The 24,603-nt window shown below is 67.6% G+C and carries 22 protein-coding genes; 16 read left to right on the top strand and 6 right to left on the bottom strand.

Features of this window, described 5'->3' with window-relative positions; all coding sequences use genetic code 11:
* The first annotated feature begins 68 nt into the window (after positions 1-68).
* The gene (ilvD, locus tag LRH25_RS28140) at positions 69-1,757 is read left to right on the top strand and encodes a dihydroxy-acid dehydratase (RefSeq protein ID WP_141289013.1); all 1,689 of its coding nucleotides are present in this window, start codon (positions 69-71) and stop codon (positions 1,755-1,757) included.
* Positions 1,758-1,833: 76 nt separating this feature from the next.
* Here the strand turns inward: ilvD and LRH25_RS28135 are convergent, their stop codons facing one another.
* Entirely contained in the window at positions 1,834-2,181 is a 348-nt protein-coding gene (locus LRH25_RS28135) for a TIGR04438 family Trp-rich protein (RefSeq protein WP_231012959.1), read from the bottom strand.
* Positions 2,182-2,216: 35 nt separating this feature from the next.
* Here LRH25_RS28135 and LRH25_RS28130 point away from each other — a divergent pair, with 35 nt between their 5' ends.
* The 3 genes from LRH25_RS28130 to opgC all read left to right on the top strand — a co-directional run bounded on the left by LRH25_RS28130 (position 2,217) and on the right by opgC (position 5,437).
* Positions 2,217-2,513, top strand: a complete 297-nt coding sequence (locus tag LRH25_RS28130) for a c-type cytochrome (RefSeq protein WP_141289009.1) — start codon at positions 2,217-2,219, stop codon at positions 2,511-2,513.
* A 140-nt stretch (positions 2,514-2,653) separates the two neighbouring features.
* Positions 2,654-4,120 (top strand): DUF4139 domain-containing protein, encoded by a 1,467-nt coding sequence (locus LRH25_RS28125; RefSeq protein ID WP_141289007.1) that lies wholly within the window; start codon positions 2,654-2,656, stop codon positions 4,118-4,120.
* 144 nt (positions 4,121-4,264) lie between these two features.
* Positions 4,265-5,437, top strand: a complete 1,173-nt coding sequence (opgC, locus tag LRH25_RS28120; protein WP_231012958.1) for an OpgC domain-containing protein — start codon at positions 4,265-4,267, stop codon at positions 5,435-5,437.
* A 7-nt stretch (positions 5,438-5,444) separates the two neighbouring features.
* On the opposite strand, the gene LRH25_RS28115 is transcribed toward opgC, so the two are convergent.
* Entirely contained in the window at positions 5,445-6,197 is a 753-nt protein-coding gene (locus tag LRH25_RS28115) for an SGNH/GDSL hydrolase family protein (protein ID WP_231012957.1), read from the bottom strand.
* 141 nt (positions 6,198-6,338) lie between these two features.
* Entirely contained in the window at positions 6,339-8,306 is a 1,968-nt protein-coding gene (acs, locus tag LRH25_RS28110; RefSeq protein WP_141287964.1) for an acetate--CoA ligase, read from the bottom strand.
* A 180-nt stretch (positions 8,307-8,486) separates the two neighbouring features.
* On the opposite strand from acs, the gene LRH25_RS28105 reads away from it, so the two are divergent.
* Positions 8,487-9,098 carry a TIGR00645 family protein gene (locus LRH25_RS28105; protein WP_141287965.1) on the top strand — a complete coding sequence of 204 codons (612 nt, stop codon included), beginning with the start codon at positions 8,487-8,489 and terminating at the stop codon, positions 9,096-9,098.
* Between the two features lie 54 nt (positions 9,099-9,152).
* On the opposite strand, the gene nhaA is transcribed toward LRH25_RS28105, so the two are convergent.
* A complete protein-coding gene (nhaA, locus tag LRH25_RS28100; RefSeq protein WP_141287966.1) occupies positions 9,153-10,346 on the bottom strand; it encodes a Na+/H+ antiporter NhaA in 1,194 nt (397 codons plus the stop codon).
* Positions 10,347-10,436: 90 nt separating this feature from the next.
* Here nhaA and LRH25_RS28095 point away from each other — a divergent pair, with 90 nt between their 5' ends.
* The 7 genes from LRH25_RS28095 (at position 10,437) to LRH25_RS28065 (ending at position 16,758) form a co-directional block, all read left to right on the top strand.
* Complete coding sequence (locus tag LRH25_RS28095) at positions 10,437-11,963, top strand: fumarate hydratase (protein ID WP_141287967.1); 1,527 nt, start codon at positions 10,437-10,439, stop codon at positions 11,961-11,963.
* A gap of 224 nt (positions 11,964-12,187) precedes the next feature.
* Positions 12,188-13,396 (top strand): hypothetical protein, encoded by a 1,209-nt coding sequence (locus LRH25_RS28090; RefSeq protein WP_141287968.1) that lies wholly within the window; start codon positions 12,188-12,190, stop codon positions 13,394-13,396.
* Between the two features lie 51 nt (positions 13,397-13,447).
* Positions 13,448-14,086, top strand: coding sequence for a TerD family protein (locus tag LRH25_RS28085; RefSeq protein ID WP_141287969.1), 639 nt, complete (start codon positions 13,448-13,450; stop codon positions 14,084-14,086).
* Positions 14,087-14,111: 25 nt separating this feature from the next.
* Positions 14,112-15,164, top strand: coding sequence for a hypothetical protein (locus tag LRH25_RS28080; protein WP_231012956.1), 1,053 nt, complete (start codon positions 14,112-14,114; stop codon positions 15,162-15,164).
* A 49-nt stretch (positions 15,165-15,213) separates the two neighbouring features.
* Positions 15,214-15,945 carry a VWA domain-containing protein gene (locus tag LRH25_RS28075; protein WP_141290584.1) on the top strand — a complete coding sequence of 244 codons (732 nt, stop codon included), beginning with the start codon at positions 15,214-15,216 and terminating at the stop codon, positions 15,943-15,945.
* Between the two features lie 25 nt (positions 15,946-15,970).
* Positions 15,971-16,339: a hypothetical protein gene (locus tag LRH25_RS28070; RefSeq protein WP_141290582.1), complete on the top strand. Its 369-nt coding sequence runs from the start codon at positions 15,971-15,973 to the stop codon at positions 16,337-16,339.
* Positions 16,340-16,404: 65 nt separating this feature from the next.
* Positions 16,405-16,758, top strand: coding sequence for a hypothetical protein (locus LRH25_RS28065; RefSeq protein WP_141290580.1), 354 nt, complete (start codon positions 16,405-16,407; stop codon positions 16,756-16,758).
* Between the two features lie 28 nt (positions 16,759-16,786).
* Here LRH25_RS28065 and LRH25_RS28060 read toward each other — a convergent pair whose 3' ends face one another.
* Together LRH25_RS28060 and LRH25_RS28055 are read right to left on the bottom strand one after the other, a co-directional pair.
* Complete coding sequence (locus LRH25_RS28060) at positions 16,787-18,145, bottom strand: mechanosensitive ion channel family protein (protein WP_231012955.1); 1,359 nt, start codon at positions 18,143-18,145, stop codon at positions 16,787-16,789.
* A gap of 134 nt (positions 18,146-18,279) precedes the next feature.
* Positions 18,280-19,215: a histone deacetylase family protein gene (locus tag LRH25_RS28055; protein WP_231012954.1), complete on the bottom strand. Its 936-nt coding sequence runs from the start codon at positions 19,213-19,215 to the stop codon at positions 18,280-18,282.
* A gap of 86 nt (positions 19,216-19,301) precedes the next feature.
* Here LRH25_RS28055 and LRH25_RS28050 point away from each other — a divergent pair, with 86 nt between their 5' ends.
* Genes LRH25_RS28050 through mltB form a run of 4 tightly spaced genes read left to right on the top strand, consistent with a single transcriptional unit; the run spans position 19,302 to position 24,561 of the window.
* Positions 19,302-20,231: an AAA family ATPase gene (locus LRH25_RS28050; protein ID WP_231012953.1), complete on the top strand. Its 930-nt coding sequence runs from the start codon at positions 19,302-19,304 to the stop codon at positions 20,229-20,231.
* A gap of 15 nt (positions 20,232-20,246) precedes the next feature.
* A complete protein-coding gene (locus LRH25_RS28045; RefSeq protein ID WP_231012952.1) occupies positions 20,247-21,242 on the top strand; it encodes a DUF58 domain-containing protein in 996 nt (331 codons plus the stop codon).
* Complete coding sequence (locus tag LRH25_RS28040; RefSeq protein ID WP_231012951.1) at positions 21,239-23,320, top strand: transglutaminase TgpA family protein; 2,082 nt, start codon at positions 21,239-21,241, stop codon at positions 23,318-23,320. The genes LRH25_RS28045 and LRH25_RS28040 overlap by 4 nt, the downstream gene beginning before the upstream one ends.
* Entirely contained in the window at positions 23,317-24,561 is a 1,245-nt protein-coding gene (gene mltB, locus LRH25_RS28035) for a lytic murein transglycosylase B (protein WP_231012950.1), read from the top strand. Before LRH25_RS28040 ends, mltB begins: the two co-directional genes overlap by 4 nt.
* The last annotated feature ends 42 nt before the right edge of the window (positions 24,562-24,603 follow it).

The following is a 24,603-nucleotide window of genomic DNA, read 5'->3' as shown; positions in this document are numbered from 1 at the left end:
AAGGCGGCCCGCCGTCACCCTGCCTTGCCAGGGCTACACTGAGGCTTCTGGACCAACGCCCTTCCGCCATGGCCTCCGACCTGAACCGCCGCTCCAAGCACATCACCGAGGGCGTGGCGCGGGCGCCCAACCGCTCCATGTACTACGGCATGGGCTATCAGGAGACCGACTTCGGCAAGCCGATGATCGGCGTGGCCAACGGGCACTCCACCATCACGCCCTGCAACTCGGGCCTGCAGAAGCTGGCGGACGCGGCCGTCATTGGCCTGAAGGAAGCCGGCGCCAACCCTCAGATCTTCGGCACGCCGACCATCTCCGACGGCATGGCCATGGGCACCGAAGGCATGAAATACAGCCTGGTCTCGCGCGAGGTGATTGCCGACTGCGTGGAGACCTGCGTCGGCGGCCAGTGGATGGACGGCTTGATCGTCATTGGCGGCTGCGACAAGAACATGCCGGGCGGCATGATGGGCATGCTGCGCGCCAACGTGCCGGCCATCTACGTCTACGGCGGCACCATCCTGCCGGGCCGCTACAAGGGCCAGGACCTGAACATCGTCTCGGTCTTCGAAGCGGTTGGCCAGTTCTCCGCCGGCAACATGAGCGAGGAGGACTTCTGCGAGATCGAGCGCCGCGCGATTCCCGGCACCGGCTCCTGCGGCGGCATGTACACCGCCAACACCATGAGCTCGTCCTTCGAAGCGCTGGGCATGAGCCTGCCGTATTCATCGACCATGGCCAACGTGGAAGAAGAGATCGTCGCCAGCGTGAAGCGCTGCGCGGCGGTGTTGGTGGCGGCGGTCAAGCAGGACCTGAAGCCGCGCGACATCGTCACGCGCAAATCCATCGAAAACGCCGTGGCCGTCATCATGGCCACCGGTGGCTCGACGAATGCGGTGCTGCACTTCCTGGCCATCGCCCACGCGGCCGAGGTCGAATGGACCATCGACGACTTCGAGCGCATGCGCCGCAAGGTGCCGGTGCTGTGCGACCTGAAGCCCAGCGGGCAGTTCCTGGCGATTGACCTGCACCGCGCCGGCGGCATACCGCAGGTCATGAAGACGCTGCTGGCCGCGGGCCTGCTGCACGGCGACTGCATGACCATCACCGGCAAGACCGTGGCCGAGAACCTGGCCGACCTGCCGGACCAGCCGCGCGCCGACCAGCAGGTGATCCGCCCCATCGCCAATCCGATGTACGAAGAAGGTCACCTGGCCATCCTGAAGGGCAACCTGAGCCCGGAAGGCTGCGTGGCCAAGATCACCGGGCTGAAGAACCCGGTCATTACCGGCCCGGCGCGGGTGTTCGACGACGAACAGTCCGCCCTGGCCGCCATCATGGCCAAGCAGATCCAGGCCGGCGACGTGATGGTGCTGCGCTACCTGGGCCCCAAGGGCGGCCCAGGCATGCCGGAGATGCTGGCGCCCACCGGCGCGCTGATCGGCCAGGGCCTGGGTGAAAGCGTGGGTCTAATCACCGACGGCCGCTTTTCCGGCGGCACCTGGGGCATGGTGGTGGGCCATGTGGCGCCGGAAGCCTTTGATGGCGGGACGATTGCGCTGGTGCAGGAAGGCGACTCGATCACGATAGACGCGCATCAGCTGAAGCTGCAGCTGAATGTGGCTGACAGTGAAATCGCCCGCCGCAAGGCCGCTTGGGTGAAGCCCAGGCCACGCTACACGCGCGGCGTGCTGGCCAAGTTCGCCTTCAACGCATCCAGTGCCAGCGCTGGCGCAGTGCTGGACCGCTTCGAGTAGGCAGGTGCCGGCCCATCCAGCGAAAAGCTGCCGCCCGGAGAGCCCGTGCGGCAGCTCGTTGTTTTGGGAAGACGGTTCAGCGCTTGCGGTTGCGATTGCCGCCGCGCAAATGGTCCAGACCCATGTTGGCAATGTTGCGCCGCCGCCGCTCGGCCTTGCGCTCCTCGTCTTTTTCCATTTCGCGCTTGCGCGTCAGGCCACTGGCATCGGCATAGGCCCACCAGGCCAGCGCCAGCACAAAAGGCAAGGCAATCCACCACCAGTCCAGGTGACCCACGAAGCCCCAATCCAGCAGCCAAAGTGCCAGCAGCACCACCCCGATGATGATGAACGCCATGTGCGATTTCCCGGTTGCCGCGCCGCTCGAACGCAAACCCTGCGTCGCAGCCGTCCCTACAATGTTCTGGGCACGAATGTAATTCACACAGCCCTCATTTCCTCACTCACGGAAAGATGCCGATGAAAGCGCTGATCACACTACTGGCCCTGGTGGCCGCCTCGCCAGCCTTTGCACAAGCCGAGTTGGCCGCCAAGAAGAACTGTCTGGCCTGCCATGCCGTCGATAAAAAGATCGTCGGCCCGGCCTACAAGGACGTGGCGGCCAAATATGCCGGCCAGAAGGACGCGGTGGCCAAGCTGGCCGACAAGATCCAGAAGGGTGGCTCCGGCGTGTGGGGCCCCGTGCCAATGCCAGCCAACGCCGTCACGCCGGACGAAGCTAAGCAGCTCGCGACCTGGGTGATGTCGCAGAAGTGACGCCGCGGCAGCCGCCGCACGCTCATCCGCCCAAGGCCGCACCCGCGGCCTTTTTGCTGCCCGCAACTTTCTCCAGGGCGGTTCACCCCGTTCCTCGCGCTGCGCCGTAGAAGCTGGTATCCAGACCTTAGGATGCCACCATGACCCGGCTCAACCAGTTTGCACTCGCCGCCATCAGCGCCATCGCCTTCGCTGCACAGGCTCAAGCCCCCGCTCCCGCCCTCGCCGGCATCGAACAACGCAGCACGCTGGCCGACCAGCAGGCGATTGCGCTGACCATCTACAACGACGACCTGGCGCTGGTGAAGGACCGCCGCCAGCTCGCGCTGCCGCGCGGCGTGAGCCGGCTGGCGCTGCGCGATGTCGGCGCCCGCATGCGGCCCGAGACGGCGCAGCTGCGCAGCCTGTCGCAGCCCGGTGCCTTGAGCGTGCTGGAGCAGAACTTCGACTTCGACCTGCTCACGCCGGCCAAGCTGCTGGAGAAGTCGGTTGGCAAGACGGTGCGGGTCATCAGGACGCATCCGCAGACCGGCGCCGAGACCGTGGAGACCGCCGAGGTGCTGAGCGCGAACCAGGGCGTGGTGCTGAAGATCGGCGACCGCATCGAGACCGGCATGCCGGGCCGGCTGGTGTTCGACGGTGTGCCGGCCACGCTGCGCGACCGGCCCACGCTGGTCACAGAACTGGACAACCAGCTGGCCGGCCCACAGGCCACCGAGCTGTCCTACCTGACCGGCGGGCTGTCCTGGCACGCCGACTACGTGGCCGAGCTGAGCGCCGATGACCGCACGCTGGACCTGAACGGCTGGATCACGCTGACCAACCAGAGCGGCACGGCTTACCCGAACGCACAGGTGCAACTGGTGGCCGGTGACGTGAACCGGGTGAAGGAGCAGATGGACATGCGCATGGCGCGCGGCCGGGTCATGATGGCCGAGGCTGCTGCCCCCGCCGCACCGAAGGTGGCCCAGGAGACCTTGTTCGAATACCACCTCTACACATTGGGCCGCGCCACCACGCTGGCAGAGAACCAGACCAAGCAGGTCGCGCTGATGAACGCCAGCGGCGTGCCGGCGACCAAGGAGCTGCTGTTCAGCGGCAGCGACCACTACTACCACGACAGCGTGGGTGAACTGGGCCGCAAGCTCAAGGCGCAGGTCTTCGTGGCCTTCACCAACCGTGAGGCCGACCACCTCGGCCAGCCGCTGCCCAAGGGCGTGGTGCGGGTCTACAAGCGCGACAGCGCCGGCCTTGCGCAATTCGTCGGCGAAGATCGCATTGACCACACGCCGAAAAACGAGACGCTGCGGCTGCACCTGGGCGAGGCCTTCGACGTGACGGCCGACAAGAAGCAGACCGACTTCAAGCGCCGCGAGCCGACCAACCAGGCCAGCTACGTGGCCGAAAGCGCCTACGAGATCGTGCTGAAGAACGCCAAGCCCGAACCGGTGACGGTCACGGTGCGCGAGCCGGTGCCAGGCGACTGGAAGATGCTGGAGAGCTCCCAGCCATACGAGAAGGTGGCGGCCGGCACGGCGCAGTGGCGCATCAAGCTGCCGGCCGAGGGCTCTGTGACGCTGAAATACCGGGTGCTGACGCGGTTCTGAAAGGGGGCGCCAGGCGGCACGCCGCGTGCCCCTGTGGCGGCATCGGCGTCGCCTTTCGCGCTTCGCCTGCTGCCACCTCAGGAGCCCGTTGCCGATGCGCCCGGTCCATGTTGCCGCTGTTCAAGCTCTCGCAGCGGGTTCTTCGTGACACGCCGCTGGGAAATCGACGCCTTGCGCGGGCTGATGCTGGTGCTGATGACGCTCACGCACCTGCCCACGCGCTTCTCGGACCCGACCGGCCAGCCGTTCGGCTTCGTGTCGGCGGCCGAAGGTTTCGTGATGCTGTCCGGCTACATGGCCGGCATGGTTTACACGCGCAAGGCGCGTCAGAAAGGCCACGCCGTGATTCCCGGCGCTTTCCTGCGGCGGGCGCTGAAGATCTACCTGTGCCAGGCCGGCCTGCTGCTGTTCCTGTTCACGCTGATCGCCATCGTGGGCCTGATGGCGCGGCAGGAAGCCGTGACCAACCTGCTGTCCTTCTACCTGGCGCACCCGCTGCAGGCCTTTATCAGCGGCATGCTGCTGGTCTACAACCCGCCGCTGCTGGACATCCTGCCCATGTACATCCTGCTGATGCTGGTCAGCCCTCTGGTGCTGCTGCACGGCTTGCACCGCGGCTGGGGCGGCGTGCTGGGTTTGAGCCTGCTGCTGTGGCTGGCGGCGCAGTTCGACCTGCCGCACCTGCTCTACGACCGCATGGCCGAGGCCAGCAGCCTGCAGTGGATGCCGTTTGCCGAGCTGGGCTCGTTCAAGCTCTTCGCCTGGCAGTTCCTGTGGTTGCTGGGCCTGTGGATGGGTGCCAGCGGCGCCGACGACGGCCCGACGCCGGGTTGGGACTTTCCGCGCTGGATGGTCAACACAGCACTCGCGGTTGCGACGGTGATGCTGATCTGGCGCCATGCGGTCGGCCAGGTGCCGTTCAGCGAACCCAGCGCCTTCAACCTGCTGTTCGACAAGTGGCAGCTGGGCCCCGTGCGCTTGATGAACTTCTGCGCGCTGCTGGTGCTGGTGATGCACTTCGGGCCCTGGCTGAAGACCCGGCTGCCGCGTGTGACAGCGCTTGAAACCCTGGGCAAGGCCTCGCTGCCGGTCTTCTGCATGCACCTGCTGCTGGCCCTGGTGGCGCTGACCATCTTCGGCTCGTCCACGCCGGAACGGCCGGTGTGGATCGACGTTGTGATCCTGGCCGCCACGCTGGGTGTGTTGTACGGCGTGGCCTGGGGCAGCCTGCGCATCGATGCCCGGGCGGCCGAAGCGCGCAAGAAGCTGGCGGCCCGGCGGCAGATGCGCCGCGGGCCGCACGCCCCGGCCGCGTGAAGCGGGCTCAGCGAGCGGCGGTCTGCACCGCTTGCGGCGCCTGGCGCGGCAGCAGGTGGGACGCGATCTCCTTGCGCCACAGCGCATAACCCTGCTCGTTCATGTGCAGCCGGTCTTCCAGGAACAGCTCCGGGCGCGGCTGGCCCTGGCTGTCCAGCATCTTCGAATAGATGTCGATGAAATCCAGGTTGGCGGTCTTGTCGGCGTAGGCTGCGATCAAGGCATTGGTGTCGTGGATGGACGGCATCAACGAGGCGCGCAAGGGGCTGGGCTTGATCGACAGGTAGGCGATGCGGGTGTCCGGCAACGCTGCCTTCACGCCTTCGACAAGCGTCTGGAAGCTTTTCAGCACGTCCTGCGGCGTCGCGCCTTCGGCCAGGTCGTTGTCGCCGGCATAGACCACCACCAGCCGCGGCTGGTAGGGCAGCACCAGCCGGTCCAGGTAGCGGGCCACGTCCGACAGGCGCGAGCCGCCGAAGCCGCGCTTGATGACGCTGGGCTGCTGGTCGAACTGGGTCTCGAGATTGCCCCACAGCCGGATCGACGAGCTGCCGACGAACAGCACGCCGCCAGGCTGGGGCGCCGCGGTGCGGTCCGCCGCAGCAAAGGCGTCCAGGCTTTCGCGCCAGCGGGCGTCGATTTCGGACCTGGCGGAGTTGGGCGACCGCAGCGGGGTTGTCAGCGACTGGGCACGGGCGGCGCCCAGCGCCACCATGCTGAGGCCGGCCACGGTCGCGGCCGTTCGCAAGGACTTTCTCATGTGATCACTCCTGCGTGACAAAGCAGTCAGGTGCAGGCGGCACGGCGAAGTTCCGGCCCCAAGGGATTTCAAGACGTAACAGGAACGCCCGGAAGGCAAAAAGGGCGGCACTGCGCCGCCCCTTGCATGGACCCTGAAGCCTCAGTTGACCTGGGACAACTGATCCAGGATGGCCGGATTCTCAAGCGTCGAGATGTCCTGCGTGATGGCCTCGCCCTTGGCCACCTGCCGCAGCAGCCGCCGCATGATCTTGCCCGAGCGGGTCTTGGGCAGGTTGTCGCCGAAGCGGATGTCCTTGGGCTTGGCGATGGGGCCGATTTCCTTGCCGACGTGGTCGCGCAGCTGCTTGGCAATCGCCTTGGCTTCCTCGCCGGTGGGGCGCGGGCGCTTGAGCACCACGAAGGCGCAGATGGCTTCCCCCGTCGTGTCGTCCGGCCGGCCCACCACAGCCGCTTCGGCCACCAGCTCGGTGCAGCTGACCAGCGCCGACTCGATCTCCATCGTGCCCATGCGGTGGCCGGAGACGTTCAGCACGTCGTCGATGCGGCCGGTGATGGTGAAGTAGCCGGTCTTGGCGTCGCGGATCGCGCCGTCGCCCGCCAGGTAGTACTTGCCCTGGAAATCGGCCGGGTAGTAGCTCTTCTTGTAGCGCTCCGGGTCGCCCCAGATGGTGCGGATCATGCTAGGCCAGGGCTTCTTGACGACCAGGATGCCACCCTGCCCGTTCGGCACGTCCTTGCCGGTTTCGTCGACGATGGCCGCGGCGATGCCGGGGAACGGCAGCGTGCAAGAGCCAGGCACCATCGGCGTGGCGCCCGGCAGCGGCGTGATCATGTGGCCACCGGTTTCGGTCTGCCAGAAGGTGTCGACGATGGGGCAGCGGCTGCCGCCCACGTGCTGGTAGTACCACTCCCAAGCCGCAGGGTTGATGGGCTCGCCAACCGAGCCGAGGATGCGCAGGCTGCTCAGATCGTAGCTCTTCGGGTGGACCTCGTCCTTGGCCTCTGCCGCCTTGATCAGCGAACGGATGGCCGTGGGCGCGGTGTAGAAGATCGTGACCTTGTGGTCCTGGATCATCTTCCAGAAGCGGCCGGCGTCCGGGTAAGTGGGCACGCCTTCGAAGACGATCTCGGTGCCGCCCAGCGCCAGCGGGCCATAGGTGATGTAGGTGTGGCCGGTGACCCAGCCGATGTCGGCGGTGCACCAGAAGATGTCATCGGCCTTCAGGTCGAAGGTCCACTTGGTGGTAAGTGCCGCGTGCAGCAGGTAGCCGCCGGTGCTGTGCTGCACACCCTTGGGCTTGCCGGTGGAGCCGGAGGTATAGAGCAGGAACAAGGGGTGCTCGGCCTCCACCCATTCCGGCTCGCAGGTCTCGGGCTGGTCCTTCATCAGTTCGGCCAGCCACAGGTCGCGGCCTTCGGTCATGCTGACCTTGGCGCCCGCGCGGTTGACCACCAGAACCTTGCTCACCGAGTCGCAGCCGCCCAGCGTCAGCGCTTCGTCGACGATGGCCTTCAGCGGCAGCTGCTTGCCGCCGCGGACCTGGCAGTCGGCCGTGATGACGGCCTTGGCGCCGGTGTCTTCGATGCGGTCGCGCAAGGAGTGGGCCGAGAAGCCGCCGAACACCACCGAGTGGGTCGCGCCAATGCGGGCGCAGGCCTGCATGGCCGCCACGCCTTCGACCGACATCGAGATGTAGATGATGACCCGGTCGCCCTTGCCGATGCCGATGGCCTTCAGCGCATTGGCCATCCGGCAGGTCTTGGCCAGCAGCTGCGCGTAGCTGGTGTGGGTGACCTCGCCGCCGTCGGCCTCGAAGATCAGCGCGGTCTTGTCGCCCAGGCCGCGCTCGATGTTGCGGTCCAGGCAGTTGTAGGAGGCGTTCAGCAGCCCGTCCTCGAACCACTTGAAGAACGGCGCGTCAGCCTCGTTCAGCACCTTGGTGAAGGGCTTCTTCCAGCTGAGCAGCTCGCGCGCCTGGCGGGCCCAGAAGGCTTCGTGGTCCGCTTCGGCTTCGGCGCACAAGGCGTCGTAGGCGGCCATGCCGGACACATGGGCCTGCGCCACCAGTTCGGCGGGCGGCGCGTAAATCTTGAGGTCTTCACTCATGTCGTCTGTCTCCTCGGTCTTGATTGCCTTCACGGGCCTGCCTGCCGATGGGCTTTGCCCGTTTGGCCTGCACTGTGGTCCGCTCGTCTGACGAAGGGCTTACTGGATCACACCCATAGAATTCCCGGCATCGGCCAGCCCTCCGGGCCTGCCCCCCCATCCCCGACGCCCTCGCACCTCATGACGCCAACACCCAATCCTCCGCCCCGCCCGCGCCTGGGCGTGCTGCCAGCCGTGATCTTTGCCAGCCGCTGGCTGCAACTGCCGCTGTACCTCGGGCTGATCCTGGCACAGGCGGTATACGTGTTCCATTTCTGGGTCGAGCTGGTGCACCTGATCCAGGCAGCGCTGGGGGACTCGCATGCGCTGGAGATCCTGGTCAAAAGTGTGGGCTACGGCCATGCAGACACGCCGCCCAGCGGGCTGAACGAGACCATCATCATGCTGGTGGTGCTGGGACTGATCGACGTGGTGATGATTTCGAACCTGCTGATCATGGTGATCGTCGGGGGCTACGAGACCTTTGTCTCACGCATGAACCTCGAAGGCCATCCAGACCAGCCCGAATGGTTAAGCCATGTCAATGCTTCCGTACTGAAAGTCAAGCTGGGCACCGCCATCATCGGCATTTCGTCCATCCACCTGCTGAAGACCTTCATCAGTGCCGAAAACTACAGCGAGAAGACCCTGATCGCGCAGACCGTGATCCACCTGGCCTTCCTGCTGTCGGCTATTGCCATAGCGGCGTCTGACCGCATCCTGTACGCCAGCAAGAACCCCGACCCGCACTGAGCCGCCCCCTTCAGCGTCGGGGCGTGCATGAAAACGCCGGGCCGCCCCAAGTTTTCATGACCCCCTCGGGGGGCGGGCCGGGCGCAGGCCGGTCCTGGGGGTACTCAGTACCCAAGCCCCGAGGGCCGCGGCAATGATGGAGCCGCCCAGCACGCCCAGCTTCAGCTCGGTTTCCAGCAGCGGGTTGCCCTCGAAGGCCAGCCCGCCGATGAACAGGCTCATCGTGAAGCCGATGCCGCACAGCAGCGACACGCCCAGCACCTGGCGCCAGACGGCCCCTGCCGGCAGAGCGGCCCAGCCCGCGCGCACCAGCAGCCACACGGTGCCGAACACACCCAGCGCCTTGCCCAGCACCAGCCCGGCGGCAATGCCCAGCGTGACCGGCGCGACCAGCACCTCGGCCGAAGCGTCCAGCAAGCTGACGCCGGCATTCGTGAACGCGAACACCGGCAGCACCAGGAAGGCGACCCATGGGTGCAGCGCATGTTCGGCGTCTTCCAGCGGCGAACCGCCGTCCGGCCGGCGCATGGGAACCGCCAGTGCGGTGGCCACGCCGGCCAGCGTGGCGTGCACGCCGGACTTCAGCACGAAGACCCACAGCACCAGTCCCAGCACGACATAGACGCCCACATTCGTCACCCTGGCCCGGTTCAGGCCCCACAGCCCGACCAGGCAGGCACCGGCGCCCAGCAGCATGCCCAGCGACAGCTGGCTGGTGTAGAAGACCGCGATCACCGCAATGGCGCCCAGGTCGTCGATGATGGCCACCGCCGTGAGGAAAACCTTCAGCGAGGCCGGCACCCGCGAGCCCAGCAGCGAGACGATGCCGATGGCAAAGGCGATGTCCGTCGCCGAAGGAATGGCCCAGCCGCGCAGCGCGACCGGGTCGGCATGGTTGATGGCCGAGTAGATGAGGGCCGGCACCGCCATGCCGCCCAGCGCCGCGGCCGCCGGCAGGATCGCCTGGCTGCGCGAGGCCAGTTCGCCTTCGACGAACTCGCGCTTGATCTCCAGCCCGACCAGGAAGAAGAACACCGCCATCCACAGGTCATTGACCCAGACCAACAGCGGCTTTGCCAGCACCAGCCAGTCGCCGGCAATGCGAACCTCGCCGGGCAAGGCCAGCAAACGCGCATAGGCCGCGCCCCAGGGCGAGTTGCTGACGATCAGCGCCAACGCCGCGGCAATGGCCAACACGATGCCGCCTGCGGATTCGTGGGCGAAGAAACGACGCAGTGCCGGGGTCATCGATGGGCTCCCTTCAGTAAAATCCCGGATGCATTCTGCCCGTCAGCCGGCAGACCTCCGCCCGCACAAAGCAAGCATGGAAAGCCAAGCATGACCACCATCCGCCAGGCCGATCTGATCGAGTCCGTCGCCAGCGCGCTGCAGTACATCAGCTACTACCACCCGGCCGACTACATCGCCCACCTCGCCCGCGCCTATGAGCGAGAGGAGAGCGCTGCCGCCAAGGACGCGATCGCCCAGATCCTGACCAACTCGCGCATGTGCGCCGAGGGCAAGCGCCCGATCTGCCAGGACACCGGCATCGTCAACGTGTTCCTGAAGATCGGCATGGACGTGAAGTGGGAAGGCTTTGGCAAGGGCTCGGTCACCGACGCGGTGAACCAGGGCGTGCGCCAGGGCTACCTGAACCCGGACAACGTGCTGCGCGCCTCGGTGCTGGCCGACCCGATCTTCGAGCGCAAGAACACCAGGGACAACACGCCTGCCGTGGTCCACATGGAGCTGGTGCCCGGTGACAAGGTCGACGTGATCGTCGCCGCCAAGGGCGGCGGCAGCGAGAACAAGTCCAAGATGTACATGCTCAATCCCAGCGACAGCATCGTCGACTGGGTGCTGAAGACCGTCCCGACCATGGGCGCCGGCTGGTGCCCGCCGGGCATGCTGGGCATTGGCGTGGGTGGCACGGCCGAGAAGGCGGTGATGCTGGCCAAGGAAGTGTTGATGGAAGACATCGACATGTACGAGCTGCTGGCGCGCGGCCCGCAGAACAAGCTCGAAGAGCTGCGCATCGAGCTTTACGAGAAGGTCAACGCGCTGGGCATTGGCGCGCAAGGCCTGGGCGGCCTGACGACAGTGCTGGACGTGAAGATCAAGACCTTCCCGACGCACGCCGCCAGCAAGCCGATCGCGATGATCCCGAACTGCGCTGCCACCCGCCACGCGCACTTTGTGCTGGATGGCTCCGGCGCCGTGCACCTGGACCCGCCCAGCCTGGACCTGTGGCCCGACGTGACCTGGGCGCCGGACTACAACAAGAGCAAGCGCGTGGACCTGAACACGCTGACGCCGGCAGAAGTCGCCAGCTGGAAGATCGGCCAGACGCTGCTGCTCAACGGCAAGATGCTGACCGGCCGCGACGCCGCGCACAAGCGCATCAAGGACATGCTGGCCAAGGGTGAAGCCCTGCCGGTGGACTTCGCCAACCGCGTCATCTACTACGTCGGCCCGGTGGACCCGGTGCGCGACGAAGTCGTCGGCCCGGCCGGCCCGACCACTGCGACCCGCATGGACTCGTTCACCGAGATGATGCTGGCCCAGACCGGCCTGATCTCGATGATCGGCAAGTCCGAGCGCGGCCCGGTCGCGATCGAATCCATCAAGAAGCACAAGAGCGCCTACCTGATGGCCGTGGGCGGCAGCGCCTACCTGGTTTCCAAGGCCATCAAGGCCGCCAAGGTCGTCGGTTTTGCCGACCTGGGCATGGAAGCCATCTACGAGTTCGACGTGGTGGACATGCCGGTGACCGTGGCCGTCGATTCGACGGGCACCAGCGCCCACATCGAGGGCCCGAAGACCTGGCAAGCCAAGATCGGCAAGATCCCCGTGGTGGAGGCTTGAAGTGGGGCACCCGGCCTCACGGGTACGTGAGACCACCCGCCGAGCGGGTTGGCGCAGCCGCCTTGGGGCGGCCCGGCGCCGGCTGCGTTCAACCATCTGGCAGCAATTCAGCCCGCCAGAACCGCAGCTGGCGGCGCTGGATTGCGTTTTGTCTCAAGGGGTGGCCGTGGGGGCCAGTGTTGGGATAGGCTAGGCGCCCTGTCATTCCCCAGGGAAAGAACGCCTTGAGCAACACCCCGAGTTCGCTGCCCACGACGCTGGCGACCACCTCGTTGTCACCGCTTTCGCCGCTGCCCGGCAGCAGCAACCTTGCGCTGGTCGGCATTCCGGCCGACTTCCCCGTTGCCTTGAGCGACGAGCAGCGCAACGCCATCGGCGCGCAGATCGCCAGCGTCAGCCTGGCGCAGACGCCGATGCTGGACATCGCCAAGCTGGGCGGCGAAGCGGAGCAGTCGCTGCACCGCACGCTGGGCCAGTTCCTGGACCGCATCGAGAAGGCCGAACAGCCGCGCATCTTCAAGCTGGTGGCAGGCCTGAGCGAAGCCGTCGAAAGCGAGAAGCTGGACGCGCTGGCCGACAAGATCCTGAACGCCCAGCCCAGCGCCATGGAGCGCTTCATGGGCATGTTCAACAAGAAGACGCTGAGCAAGGCCATGAGCCGTGCCTACGAAGAGGTGCGGCTGGCCGCTTCGGGCAAGAGCAAGAAGCTCTCGGACCTGATCAAGACCATGGAAGTGGAGCTGCAGCAGGAGCAGCAGCGGCTGGACGGCGAGGTGCGCAACCTCGAACAGCTGAAGAACGCCTACCGCGAGCGCTTTGTCGAGTTCGCCCAGGTGGCGGCCTTCCTGATGGGCTTTGTCAACAAGGCCCGCGCCGAGCTGGGCGAAGCCATCAGCAATGGCGCTGACAGCGGCACCGTGGCCACGCTGCAGGACAAGCTGCAGGCACTGGAAAGCCGCGCACTGGCCATCGAGAGCACGCTGTCGCGCCTGCCATCAGACCAGATGGTGATCCGCCAGCTGCAGAATGCCGGCATTTCCACGCTGCAGGAAACCACGACCACTGCGTCCTCGCGTTTTGCCAGCATCAAGATGACGCTGCTGACCATCCACGGCGCGCTGGTCACGCAGGGCGTGCAGCGCCTGGCGGAACAGGGCGCCGCGCTGGACGCCAACCTGCTGGCCGTGCGCTCCAAGCTGATGACCGAGGTCGTCGGCAAGGCCGCCACCGCGCCGGGCGACAACCGCCTGGCCCAGGCGCGCCAGCTGCAGGCCATCGTGGCCGACACGCGGCAGCTGGTGGGCATCGTCGAGCAGGCACGGGCCAAGAACACGCAGAGCTTCGAGCAGGCCCGCCAGATCTTCGCGCAGGCGCGCCAGGACATGGCGCAACTGGGCGCGGTAATCCGCCCTGACCTGCCTGCGCAACGCTGAGCGCGCTCGCCCCCTTTTCGTTTTTCGCTCCCTTCTGCAAGGACCCGCTACATGTCCAAACTCGTTCTGAACCTGGCCAAGCCCGGCGAGCAAGCGCCCAAGCTGCAGCTCAACCTCAGCAAGGGCGAAGCCTTCACCGCCAAGCTCTCGTGGGACGGCGAGACCGACCTCGACCTGCACGCCATCGTCTGCGTCAATGCCGGCGACGGCGCCAAGGCGCAAAGCCTGGAAGACATCCTGTCGACCTACAACGTGCGCCGCAAGATCGGCGGCCAGGAAGTGGGCGTGCTCGACAAGCAGGCCGACGGTTCGTTCCAGGTGCATGGCGGCGCACTGCGCCACAGCCCGGATGCACTGGACGGCGCACTGGACGGCGTGGACGAATGGATACGCGTGGACCCGTCCAAGCTGCCTTCGGTCAGCAGCGGCGTGCTGGAGATTCCGCTGGTCGCGATGATCCACACCCAGGCCGCGGCCAAGCGCTTCGGCCAAGTGCAGAACGCCGAGATCGCCATCGTCAACGCCAGCGGCGCAGAACTGATGCGCGCCAGCCTGTCCAACCAGTTCGGCGACTTCATCGGCGTGCAGATGGGCTCGATCATGATCGAGGCCGGCGGCAAGGCGAATTTCGTCGCAGTGGGCGTGGGCTTCAACGGCGACTTCAACAGCGTGCTGGGCCACTTCTCCTGAAGCACGGCCCGCTCCCCCAGGCCGCATGGCCACCCGCCCGACGGTGATCGGCGGCGCAGCGGCGCCGCCCGCCGACAGCAGTGCCCCGCTGGCGCCAACGCGCATCGGTTCGCCTGCGCCTGCCGCGCAGGCGAGCGCGTTGCCGGCCGCCCCTTCACCCGCCGCTGCAGCGCCTTTGCCCAGCGCCATGCCCACGCGCCTGCCGGCTGTGCCAGCGCCGCCAGTAGCGCCGTCCGCCAGCCCGCCGCTCAGCGTCGTCACCACCAAGGCCGATGCCACGCCCAGCCGCCTGCCCGGCGTGCCGCGCAAGCCGCTGGCGGTCGACGATGCCACGCTGTCCCAGCAGTTTCCGGACGCCCCACCCGCCCTGCTGGCACGTGCCCGGCAGTTGCTGGCTGGCGTCGTGCCAGCGGTGTTCGACCGGCCTGCTGTGGAGCGCTTCGGCCGCGAGACCCAGGCCCGCCATGCCGGCCTGGTGGACGAGCTTCTGCAGCTGATGGACCACGAGCTGCTTCGCGCGGCGCCCCGCCACATCGAACGCCTGCTGGCGCTGCTGGAAGACCTGGCCGAGACGCTCGCGCCCTCCACTTCCGCGCTGCCCTGGAGCCGGCGCAAGGCGCCACGCGCACGGCTCGCCGCGCTGCGGCCGGAGATCGACACGCTGCGCGCCGCGCTGGAAGCCGCGGACGGCCCACTGGCCAAGCTGCGTGCGCAGCTGGCCACGAACCAGCAGGCCGCCGCCGAGCTGCTCACCGAGCTGCAGGCGCTGGGCCTGGCCACCGAAGCTTTGCCTGGCCTGCTCCCCGCGGCACAGCGCGAAAACCTTGCGCTGTCACTGCAGGATCGGCTGGTCTCGCTGGCCCGCACCCAGGCCACGCTGCAACAACACCGCCTGCAGGCCGAGCAGGCCGATCAGCAGTTGGCGCAACTCGCCAGCCGGCTGCACGACACCGTGCGTGTCAGCCTGCCGGCATGGCTTGCCAGCATGGCCGCGCTGCCCGCCGAACCCGCGCACGACACCGAACGTTTCCTGCTGCAAGAGCGCCTGCAGGCCGTGATCCACGGCCTCAGAAGCTGAGCGCCACCCCCGCAGTGCCGATTGATCCTCCGAAAGAACCGAGCTCACCATGGCCCTGACCCTGAACCTGCAAAAGTCCCAGGCCTCGCTGCAGCTGTGCCTGCAAAAGGCCGGCGTCACCAAGCCGCCCGTCGTCGACATGGCCTTCCTGCTGGACGTCAGCGGCTCCTTCGAGGACGAGCACCGCGAAGGCATCACCAATGACTTGCTGACCCGGCTGGTCCCGTGGGGCCTGACCTTCGACCCGGACAAGAAGCTCGACGTCATCACCTTCAGCCACACTGCTGCCTCGGTGTTCGAGGTCGGTGCGGTAAAGGCCGACAACTACCAGGGCTACATCGGCCGCGAGATCGTCGCCAAGGTGCCTGGCTGGTGCGGCGGCACCGACTACAGCTACGCATTGGAGCAGGCGCTGCGCGGCTTCGGTTGGCTCAAAGGTGCCGAGCCCGGCCTGCTGGGCAAGCTGTTCGGCCGCAAGGCCGAGGTGAAAGAGAAGAAGCGCTCGCTGGTGGTGATGGTCACCGACGGCGAGAACAACGACCACGCGCGCACCCGCCAGGTGCTGCGCGACTCCCAGCAGCGCGGCGACGAGGTCTACTTCCTGTTCCTCGGCATCTCCAACCAACCCGGCCAGTTCGGCTTCCTCGAAGCCATCGGCGACGAGTTCGACAACACCGGCTTCCTCGCCGTCACCAACCTCCGCCGCTTCGTCGCCCAGTCGGACGACGAACTGAACCAGTCACTGCTGCTGCCGGAGTTGTTGACCTGGTTGAAGCGGTGAGGTGAACGCATGAGGAGACATTGAAGTGACGCAACCTCTGCGCCCGAAGCCCGCGGCAGCGCCAGAGCCGCTGCCCCAGCTGCGAAAGTTCTCAGTGAGCTTCGCCTCTGGATTGCACGGGCTCATCATTCCGACGATCTTCTACCTGCCCATGCTGCTTCATCAGCTGGGCTGGGAGGACGCCGGACCGACTTCGTTTTCTGGCTCTGTCTCATGGACCTTCACCCTGGACCTCTATTGGCTGTGGCTGATATGGCCCTGCATCCAAATTTGGGGAGGGGCACCCGGGGAACGGCTTTTCTCGTTGGGATTCAGCCTGGGCTTGACAGGCTGGCTGCTGAGCTCACCGCCCATGCTGATGCTTACCGTGCTGATGACCGGTGGACATATCTAGAGTCACACGCCCAACAGCTGAACGAATTGCGGTTGCCGATTGATTGAAGCCTGGAAACACAGACCATGGTGACGCCCGTACACGTCGAAGCTTCGACCCAAGCGCGCTGGTCCAAACGCAGCAAGGCTTGTGCGATCCATGGTTGGGCTGTGCCCGCGATCTACCTTTTGCTCTTTCTGACGGCGATCATGGGCCTGGATCTAGGGCTGCTGCAGTTGAGGAACCTCACCATGCGCGTGACCGCAATCGTCTACTGGCTTTGGCTGGCCTGGCCCTGCACCTACCGCTGGCACTCAACGAATGACCCGACCAACTTCGTCACGGCCTTCTTTGTGGGGCTCATCGCTTGGATGGCTTGTCTTCCGATCATGGTGCCGGTCACGCTGATCGCCCTGGGCGACGGGCAAATCCACATGTGACCTACCCGCGAAATCGTCGCCGGGTTGCTCAGACTTGGTGCGGCAGTGAACCGACCGATGGTCCAGTCGCCCCCAAAGGCGCAGAGACCGCCGCCCGACGGTCCACCTGATGCACCACCCGCTGTGGATAGGGAATCTCCACGCCGAGCTTTTCCAGCGTGCGCCAGAGTTGCAGGTTGACGGCGGAGCGCACGCCGCCGGCGCCGTTTTCGGGGTCGGCGATCCAGAAGACGACCGTCAGCTCCAGGCCGTCGGCGGCGAAGTTGGAGAGTTGCACGGCGGGGCCGGGGTCTGACAGCACGCGGGGGACTTCTCGCGTCACGGCTTCGAGTTGCGGCATCAGCGTGTCCAAGTCAGTGCCATAGGCGACTTGAACCAGCGTGGACATGGCCACCCGCGAGTCGGCCAGCGAGGCGTTTTCGACGCGCTGGGTGATGAGCAACTCGTTGGGCACGATGGCTTCGCGGCCGTTCAGCGCGCGGATCACGGTGTAGCGCGTGGCGATGTCGGTGATGCGGCCTTCGAAGTTGTCGACCTTGACCATGTCGCCGATGCGCAGCGAACGCTCGGCGAGGATCACGAAGCCGGAGACATAGTTCGCCGCGAGCTTCTGCAGGCCGAAGCCCAGGCCCACGCCCAGGCCGCCGCCCAGCACCGACAAGGCGGTCAGGTCGATGCCCACGGCCGACAGCGCGACCAGCAGGCCGACGAAGATCAGCAGCGAACGCACGATGTTGGCCGCGGCCTTGCGCAGCGACAGCTGCTCGCCAATGGCGCCGGCCAAAAGCTTGGCCTCGATCGCGGCCGAAACCCACAGCGTGAGCACCAGCACGAAGCCACCGGACAGCAGCCCGTCCAGCAGGTTGCGCACCGAGACTTCGCTGCCACCAAGCTTCCAGCGGATCTGGTCCAGCTCTTCCAGCAGTTGCGGCAGCACGCCGGTGATCCAGCCGACCACGGCCAGCCAGGCAACCCAGGAAATCGTGCGTTCGGCCGCTCGCACCAGCCGTGAGGCGGGAAACGCGACGCTGAGCACGCGCACCGACAGGCGGATCAGCGCAAACGACATCAGCACCGGCACGACGATCTTGAACACCGCCAGGGGCAGGCCGAAGCCCAGCATGATGCGGCGCGCGGCAAAGGCCAGCGCCAGGGCCAGCGCCGGGAACAGCACGCCGTCCACGATGCGCCGGCCGAACCAGATGGAGGGCTGCGTCGCCGTGGCCACTGCGCCATCCGCTGCGGGCTTGCCGCGCAGCGCCCGCACCACCGCCCAGGCCAACAGCAGGCAACCCAGCGCAACCGCGATTTCGATCAGCGCGCTGGGATGGCGCAATGCGTTCAGGAATTCGGTGAGGGTCAGCGTGGTCAGGCCGGCAGTGTTCATCCCAACATTGTCGCGTGGCTGCGTGACGCGTCAGCGGTGGCCGGCGCGAGAGCAGCCAGCGCCGGGCCGCCCCCAAGCGGGCTGCGCGACCCGCCGGGCGGGTGGGCCCGGGTACACGCGGGACCGGGTGCCCCTTAAACCCCCGCGAGCGCGCGCAAGTGTGCGACCACGCTGCGGCCCAGCGCGCTCAAGGCATAGCCGCCTTCCAGGCAGGACACGATGCGCCCATGGCTGTGCTGCCTGGCCACGTCCACCATGCGCTGGGTGATCCATTCGTAGTCGGACTCCACCAGGCCCAGCTGGCCCAGCTCGTCTTCCCTGTGGGCGTCGAAGCCGGCCGAGATGAAGATCATCTGCGGCTTGAAAGCTTCGAGCCGTGGCATCCAGTTGGCCTCGATCAGCTCGCGCACTTCCATGCCGCGGGTGTAGGCCGGCACCGGCAGGTTGACCATGTTGGTGCCCAGCGGCACGCCGCCGGAAAACGGGTAGAGCTGGTCCTGGAAGATGCTGACCATCAGGATGCGCTCATCGCCGGCAACGATGTCCTCGGTGCCGTTGCCGTGGTGCACGTCGAAGTCGACGATGGCCACGCGCTTCAGGCCACGCACGTCCAGCGCGTGGCGGGCGGCGATGGCCACATTGTTGTAGAAGCAGAAGCCCATGGCCTGGTCGCGCGTGGCGTGGTGGCCGGGCGGGCGCACCGCGCAGAACGCGGTTTCGGCACGGCCGTCGATCACGGCGTCCGTCGCGGCCACTGCGGCACCGGCGGCGCGCAAGGCCGCCTGCCCGGTGCGCGTGCCGATCACCGTGTCGGGATCCACCGCACAGGGCTGGCCGCTCTCTGCCACCTGCTGCATGCGCTCGCCCAGCTCGCAGAGGTAGGCCTCGGCATGGGCGTGCTGCAGGTCCGCGCGGTCGGCCAGCGGCACGTCGAAGCGGGTCAGCGCCACGTCCAGCCCGGAGGCCAGCAACTGGTCCTCGATCGCGTCCAGCCGCTGCGGGCACTCGGGATGGCCACGGCCCATGTCATGGGCGCGGCAGTCAGGATGGGTGAAGTAGCCGGTGGTCATGAAGGTCCGGCGAGCCGGTGCGTTGTCTCTTGGAAACGGGTTCGGCGAGCCCGTTGCGGCTGCAGAATCTGCGTTATCGTGAGCCGATGAACAGCGTTGAACTGCAGTCCCGGTTGTCTCGTCTCAAGAGCCAGATTAGCACGATCATCGTCGGCAAGCCGATCCAGATCGACGACAGCCTGGCCTGCCTGCTGGCAGGTGGCCACCTGCTGATCGAAGACCTGCCAGGCGTTGGCAAGACCACGCTGGCGCACACGCTGGCGGTCACGCTGGGCCTGCAGTTCTCGCGGGTGCAGTTCACGGCCGACCTGATGCCCAGCGACCTGATCGGCGTGTCCATCTTCGAGCGCCAGAAGGAAGGCTTTGTCTTCCACCCCGGTCCGGTCTTCACGCAGGTGCTGCTGGCTGACGAGATCAACCGCGCCGGCCCGAAGACCCAGAGCGCGCTGCTCGAAGCGATGGAAGAGCACCAGGTCTCGGTCGAAGGCGAGACCCGGCCGCTGCCCAAGCCGTTTTTTGTCATTGCGACGCAAAACCCCAGCGAGCAGCTGGGCACCTACCCTCTGCCCGAGAGCCAGCTGGACCGCTTCCTGATGTGCATCACGCTGGGTTACCCGGACCGCCAGGCCGAGCGCGCGCTGCTGTCGGGCAGCGACCGGCGCGAGGCGGTCGCGCAACTGCAGCCGGTGATGACCTCCAATGAGTTGATCGAGGCGATGAATGCGGTCAAGCAGATCTTCGTCTCGGAATCGCTGCTGGACTACCTGCAGGCGCTGATCGCCGCGACCCGCTCGGGCCAGTGGTTCGTCGCCGGGCTGTCGCCGCGTGCCGGCATTGCGGTGTTGCGATTGGCGCGCGCTCGCGCGCTGCTCGCGGGGCGCGACCATGTCGTGCCGGATGACCTGCAGGCCTTGCTGCCGCAGGCCATCGCGCACCGCCTGCAACCTGTGGCGGGCGCCGGCCGCGGCCGGCGCGAGCAGGTGCGCGCGATGATCGAAGCCGTGCCGCTGCCCTGAGAAACTGAGCCAGGCGTGAGCACCGCTTCCACCCTGCCGGCGATCGAATCCGCGCGTGGGGGGCCGCGCGCCCGGCTGCGCCACTGGTGGCTGAGTCGCCTGCCGGCAACCGACCAGTGGACGCTGGGCCAGCGCAACATCTACATCGTGCCCACCCGCGCCGGCCTGGCCTTCTGCGCGACCTTGGTCGTGCTGCTGGTCGCCACCATCAACTACCAGCTGAACCTGGGCTACGCGCTGACCTTCCTGCTGGCCGGCAGCGCGCTGGCGTCCATGCACATGACCCACGGCACGCTGCGCGGGCTGACGCTGCACATGCGCCCACCGGCCGCCACCTTCGCCGGCCAGCCGCTGGTGATGGAGATCGTGCTGACCAACCCCGGCCGCACCCGCCACGGGCTGGGCCTGGGCACCGAGGCCGATTGGGGCTCGCAGCCGCTGGCCTGGGCCGAAGCGCCGGCGCAGGGCCAGGGCAGCGTGACGGTGAGCTGCATCGCAGCCAAGCGCGGCCGCGTGACGGTGCCGCCGCTGCGCATCGAGAGCCGTTTTCCGTTCGGCCTGTTCCGCGCCTGGAGCATCTGGCGACCCAATGGGCAGGTGTGGGTCTACCCGGCGCCCGAAACGCCATCCGCCGAGCTGCCGCCGGTCGAACCGGTGCCGGCCGTGGGCCCACGGACCATGGCCACCAGCGGCGCCGAGTTCGAGGGTGTGCGGCCCTGGCAGCGCGGCGACAGCCTGCGCCAGGTGGTGTGGAAGAAGGTCGCGCGCAGCGGCGAGATGGTCAGCCGCGAATCGCGCCAGGGCGCGCGCCAGCAACTCTGGCTGGACTGGCGGCAAACCCCGCTGGGCGACCCGGAAACCCGGCTGTCGCGCCTGGCCGCCTGGGTGCTGGCAGCCGAGCAACGCGGGCTGGACTACGGGCTGCGCCTGCCCGGCCACGAGCTGCCCTGCGACCATGGGCCGACGCAGCGCGACGCAGCGCTGCGCATGCTCGCGGAGTGGTCGGCATGAACCTGAACATGAACATTCCGCTGCCCAGCCTGGCGGGCCGCGTGAGCCGTTTGCCGCGCGACACGCGGGACACGCTGTTCATGCTGGCGGTCATTGCCTGGACGGTCGCGCCGCATTTGCTGCGGCTGTCCATCGGCATTGACGTGTTGTGCATTGCGGTGCTGGCCTGGCGCGCCTGGCTGGCGGTGCGCGAGGCACCGCTGCCGGGCCGCTGGACCTTGCTGGGCGTGGTGTTTGTGGCGGCAGGGCTGACCTGGATCAACGAGCACACCCTCATCGGCAAGGATGCCGGCGTGACCCTGCTGGTCGTGCTGATGGCGCTGAAGACCATGGAACTGCGCGCCCGGCGCGACGCGCTGGTGGTCTTCTTCCTCGGCTTTTTCCTGGTGCTGACGCAGTTCCTGTATTCGCAGTCGCTGCTCACCTCGCTGGCGATGGGTGCGGCCGTGTGGGGCTGGCTCAGCGCGCTGACGCTGGCCCACATGCCCACCGGCAGGCCGCCGCTGCGCGAAGCCGGGCTGCTGGCGCTGCGCGCCGCGGCCTTCGGCACGCCGGTGATGATCGCGTTGTTCCTGGTCTTCCCGCGCCTGCCGCCGCTGTGGGCCATGCCGGGCCGCGGCGCGCACACCGGCCTGTCGGACCAGCTGAAGCTGGGCGACGTGGCCGAGCTGGCGCAGGACGAAAGCATTGCGATGCGGGTGCGCTTCACCGGCACCAAGCCACCGCCGCAGGCCATGTATTTCCGCGGCCCGGTGCTCAGCGACTACGACGGCCTGACATGGCGCGCCGAGCCGCCGCTGCGTGAATTCGACCGCCGACAGGCCGAGGCCAGGCCGGCGCCAAAGGGCACGCGCTTTGTCGACTACGAGCTGACCATCGAGCCGCTGCGCCTGATGTGGCTGCCGCTGCTGGACTACACCCAGGCCACACCCAGGACCTCGCCGCCGCTGGCCGACCTGCTGCCACCGGCCGGCGACAGCCTGCAGTGGCGGCTGCGCGCGCCCCTGGGCGAGCGGCTGCTGCTGCAGGCACGCGCCACGCTGCAGCTCGAGCGCAGCCCCGAGTTGACCGCCTACCAGCAGAGCGACCTCACTGCGCTGCCCGCCGGCCGCCACCCGCGCACCGTTGCCTGGGCCCAGTCCCTGCATGCCCAGCCCGAGCTGCAGAACGCCGACGCCACCGCGCTGGCCACCGCCGTGCTGCGCCACATCCGCTCGAGCCAGTACACCTACACGCTGGAGCCGGGCACCTACGACAAGGATCCGGTGGACGAGTTCTGGCTGGACCGCAAGCTGGGTTTTTGCGAGCACTACGCCAGCGCCTTCACGGTGATCATGCGGGCGATGGGCATCCCGGCCCGCATCGTCACCGGCTACCAGGGCACCGACGAAACCGAGGCGGACGGCTACTGGATCGTGCGCCAGAGCCATGCCCATGCCTGGGCCGAATACTGGCAGCAAGGCCGAGGCTGGCTGCGGGCCGACCCGACCTCCGCCGTCGCCCCCGACCGCATCCAGCGCAGCCGCGCGCTGGAAGTGCCGCAAGGCCTTGTCGCCGGCACGCTCGAAGCGGTCAGCCCCGACCTGCGACTGCAACTGCGCCAGTTCTTCGAGTCCATGGACAACCGCTGGAACCAGTGGGTGCTGGGCTACGGCAAGCAGCAGCAGTTCCAGCTGATGGACAAGCTGGGGCTGGACGCGCGCGACACCGGCCAGCTCGTCCGCGTGCTGGTGCTGGGCCTGGCAGGCCTGGGACTGGCCGGTGCCGCCTGGGCCTGGTGGGACGGCCGGCGGCGCACGCCGTGGCAGAAGCTGCAGGCGCGTGTGGCCAAGGCGCTGGCGCGGCTGGACGTGCCGGCGCCCGCGCATGCGTCGCCCGGCGCGCTGGCGCAGGCGCTGCTGGCGCGACATGGCGAGCCGGCGCGGTCGTTGGCCGCTTCACTGTCCGCACTGCAGGCGATGCGCTACGCGCCGGCTGCCAGTTCAACACCGCTCACGTTCGCCGCCTGGTGGCGCGACTTCCGCCGCACACTGGCGGCCAGCCCGATCAACGCGCGCAAGAAAGCGCGCTTGCCATGACCCATCTCCCTCTGCAGGACACCCGCCCCTTGATGCTGGATGCCAAGTGCCCCGTGACCGCGCTGGCCTTGTCCGCGCTGCTGCTTGCCACCGGTTCGGCCACGGCGCAAAACGCCCCCGCGCCGGCCGCCTCGTCGGCCAAACCGAAAACCGCCGCAAGCCACAAAGCCGCGCCGCACAAGAAGCCGACCAAGTCCGCGCCCGGCAAACGTGGCGCGGTGCAGAGCGACGACGCACCCGATGTCGTGACCTACGGCCAGCGCGAGGACGTGCTGCGCCTGGGCCGCAGTCTGGCGGAGCAGCAGGGGCTGGACGCGGACTGGGTGCTGGCGCAGCTGGCGCAGGCCCGCTACCAGCCCAGTGTGGCCAGGCTGGTGATGCCGCCGGCAGCAGGCGTGGCCAAGAACTGGCAGGCCTACCGGGCGCGTTTCGTCGAGCCGCAGCGCCTGCGTGAAGGCCAGCGCTGGTGGCAGGACCACGAGCGCTGGCTGGACCAGGCCGAAGCGCGCTGGGGCGTGCCGGCTTCAGTGATCGTCGCCATCGTCGGCATCGAGACCTTCTACGGCCGGCACACCGGCGGCTACAAGGTGATCGACGCGCTGGCGACGCTGTCTTTCGACTTCCCCAGCGGCCGCTCCGACCGCACGCCTTTCTACCGCGACGAACTGGCCGGCTTCCTGCGCTGGTGCAACCAGGAAAAGCGCGACCCGCAAAGTGTGCGCGGCTCGTACGCGGGTGCCATCGGCCTGCCGCAGTTCATGCCGAGCAGCATCCTGAAATACGCGGTGGACTTCGACGGCGATGGCCGCATCGACCTGGACACGCATGGCGCCGACGTGGTGGGCAGCGTGGCGCACTACCTGGCCGAATTCGGCTGGCAGCGCGGCCTGCCGACGCACTTCGGCGTGACCCCGCCAGCCGCGGTGAGCGACCGCGCTACCTTGCTGGCCCCCGACATCCTGCCCAGCTTCAGCGCCAAGCAGATGACCGAGCTCGGCGCGCAGCTGGACGCCGCGGGCCAGGCCTACGACGGCCCGCTCGCGCTGGTCGAACTGCAGAACGGCGACAGCGCGCCCAGCTACGTGGCCGGCACGCGCAACTTCTACGTCATCACGCGCTACAACTGGTCCAGCTATTACGCGCTGGCCGTCATCGAACTGGCGCGCACGCTGCGGCAGATGCGGCCACCCGCACCGGCGCCCGCAGCCACCCCGGCAGTCTCCAGCCCGGCCAGTCCCTGAAAACAGGCGCATGCAGGCGGTCCGCCACGGCGCGGCCTGCAT

The organism is Ideonella azotifigens (genome assembly GCF_021043325.1).
Classification (GTDB): Bacteria; Pseudomonadota; Gammaproteobacteria; order Burkholderiales; family Burkholderiaceae_C; genus Ideonella; species Ideonella azotifigens.
The sequence above is the reverse complement of the archived record's forward strand: the minus strand, read 5'-3'. Positions and strand labels throughout refer to the sequence as shown.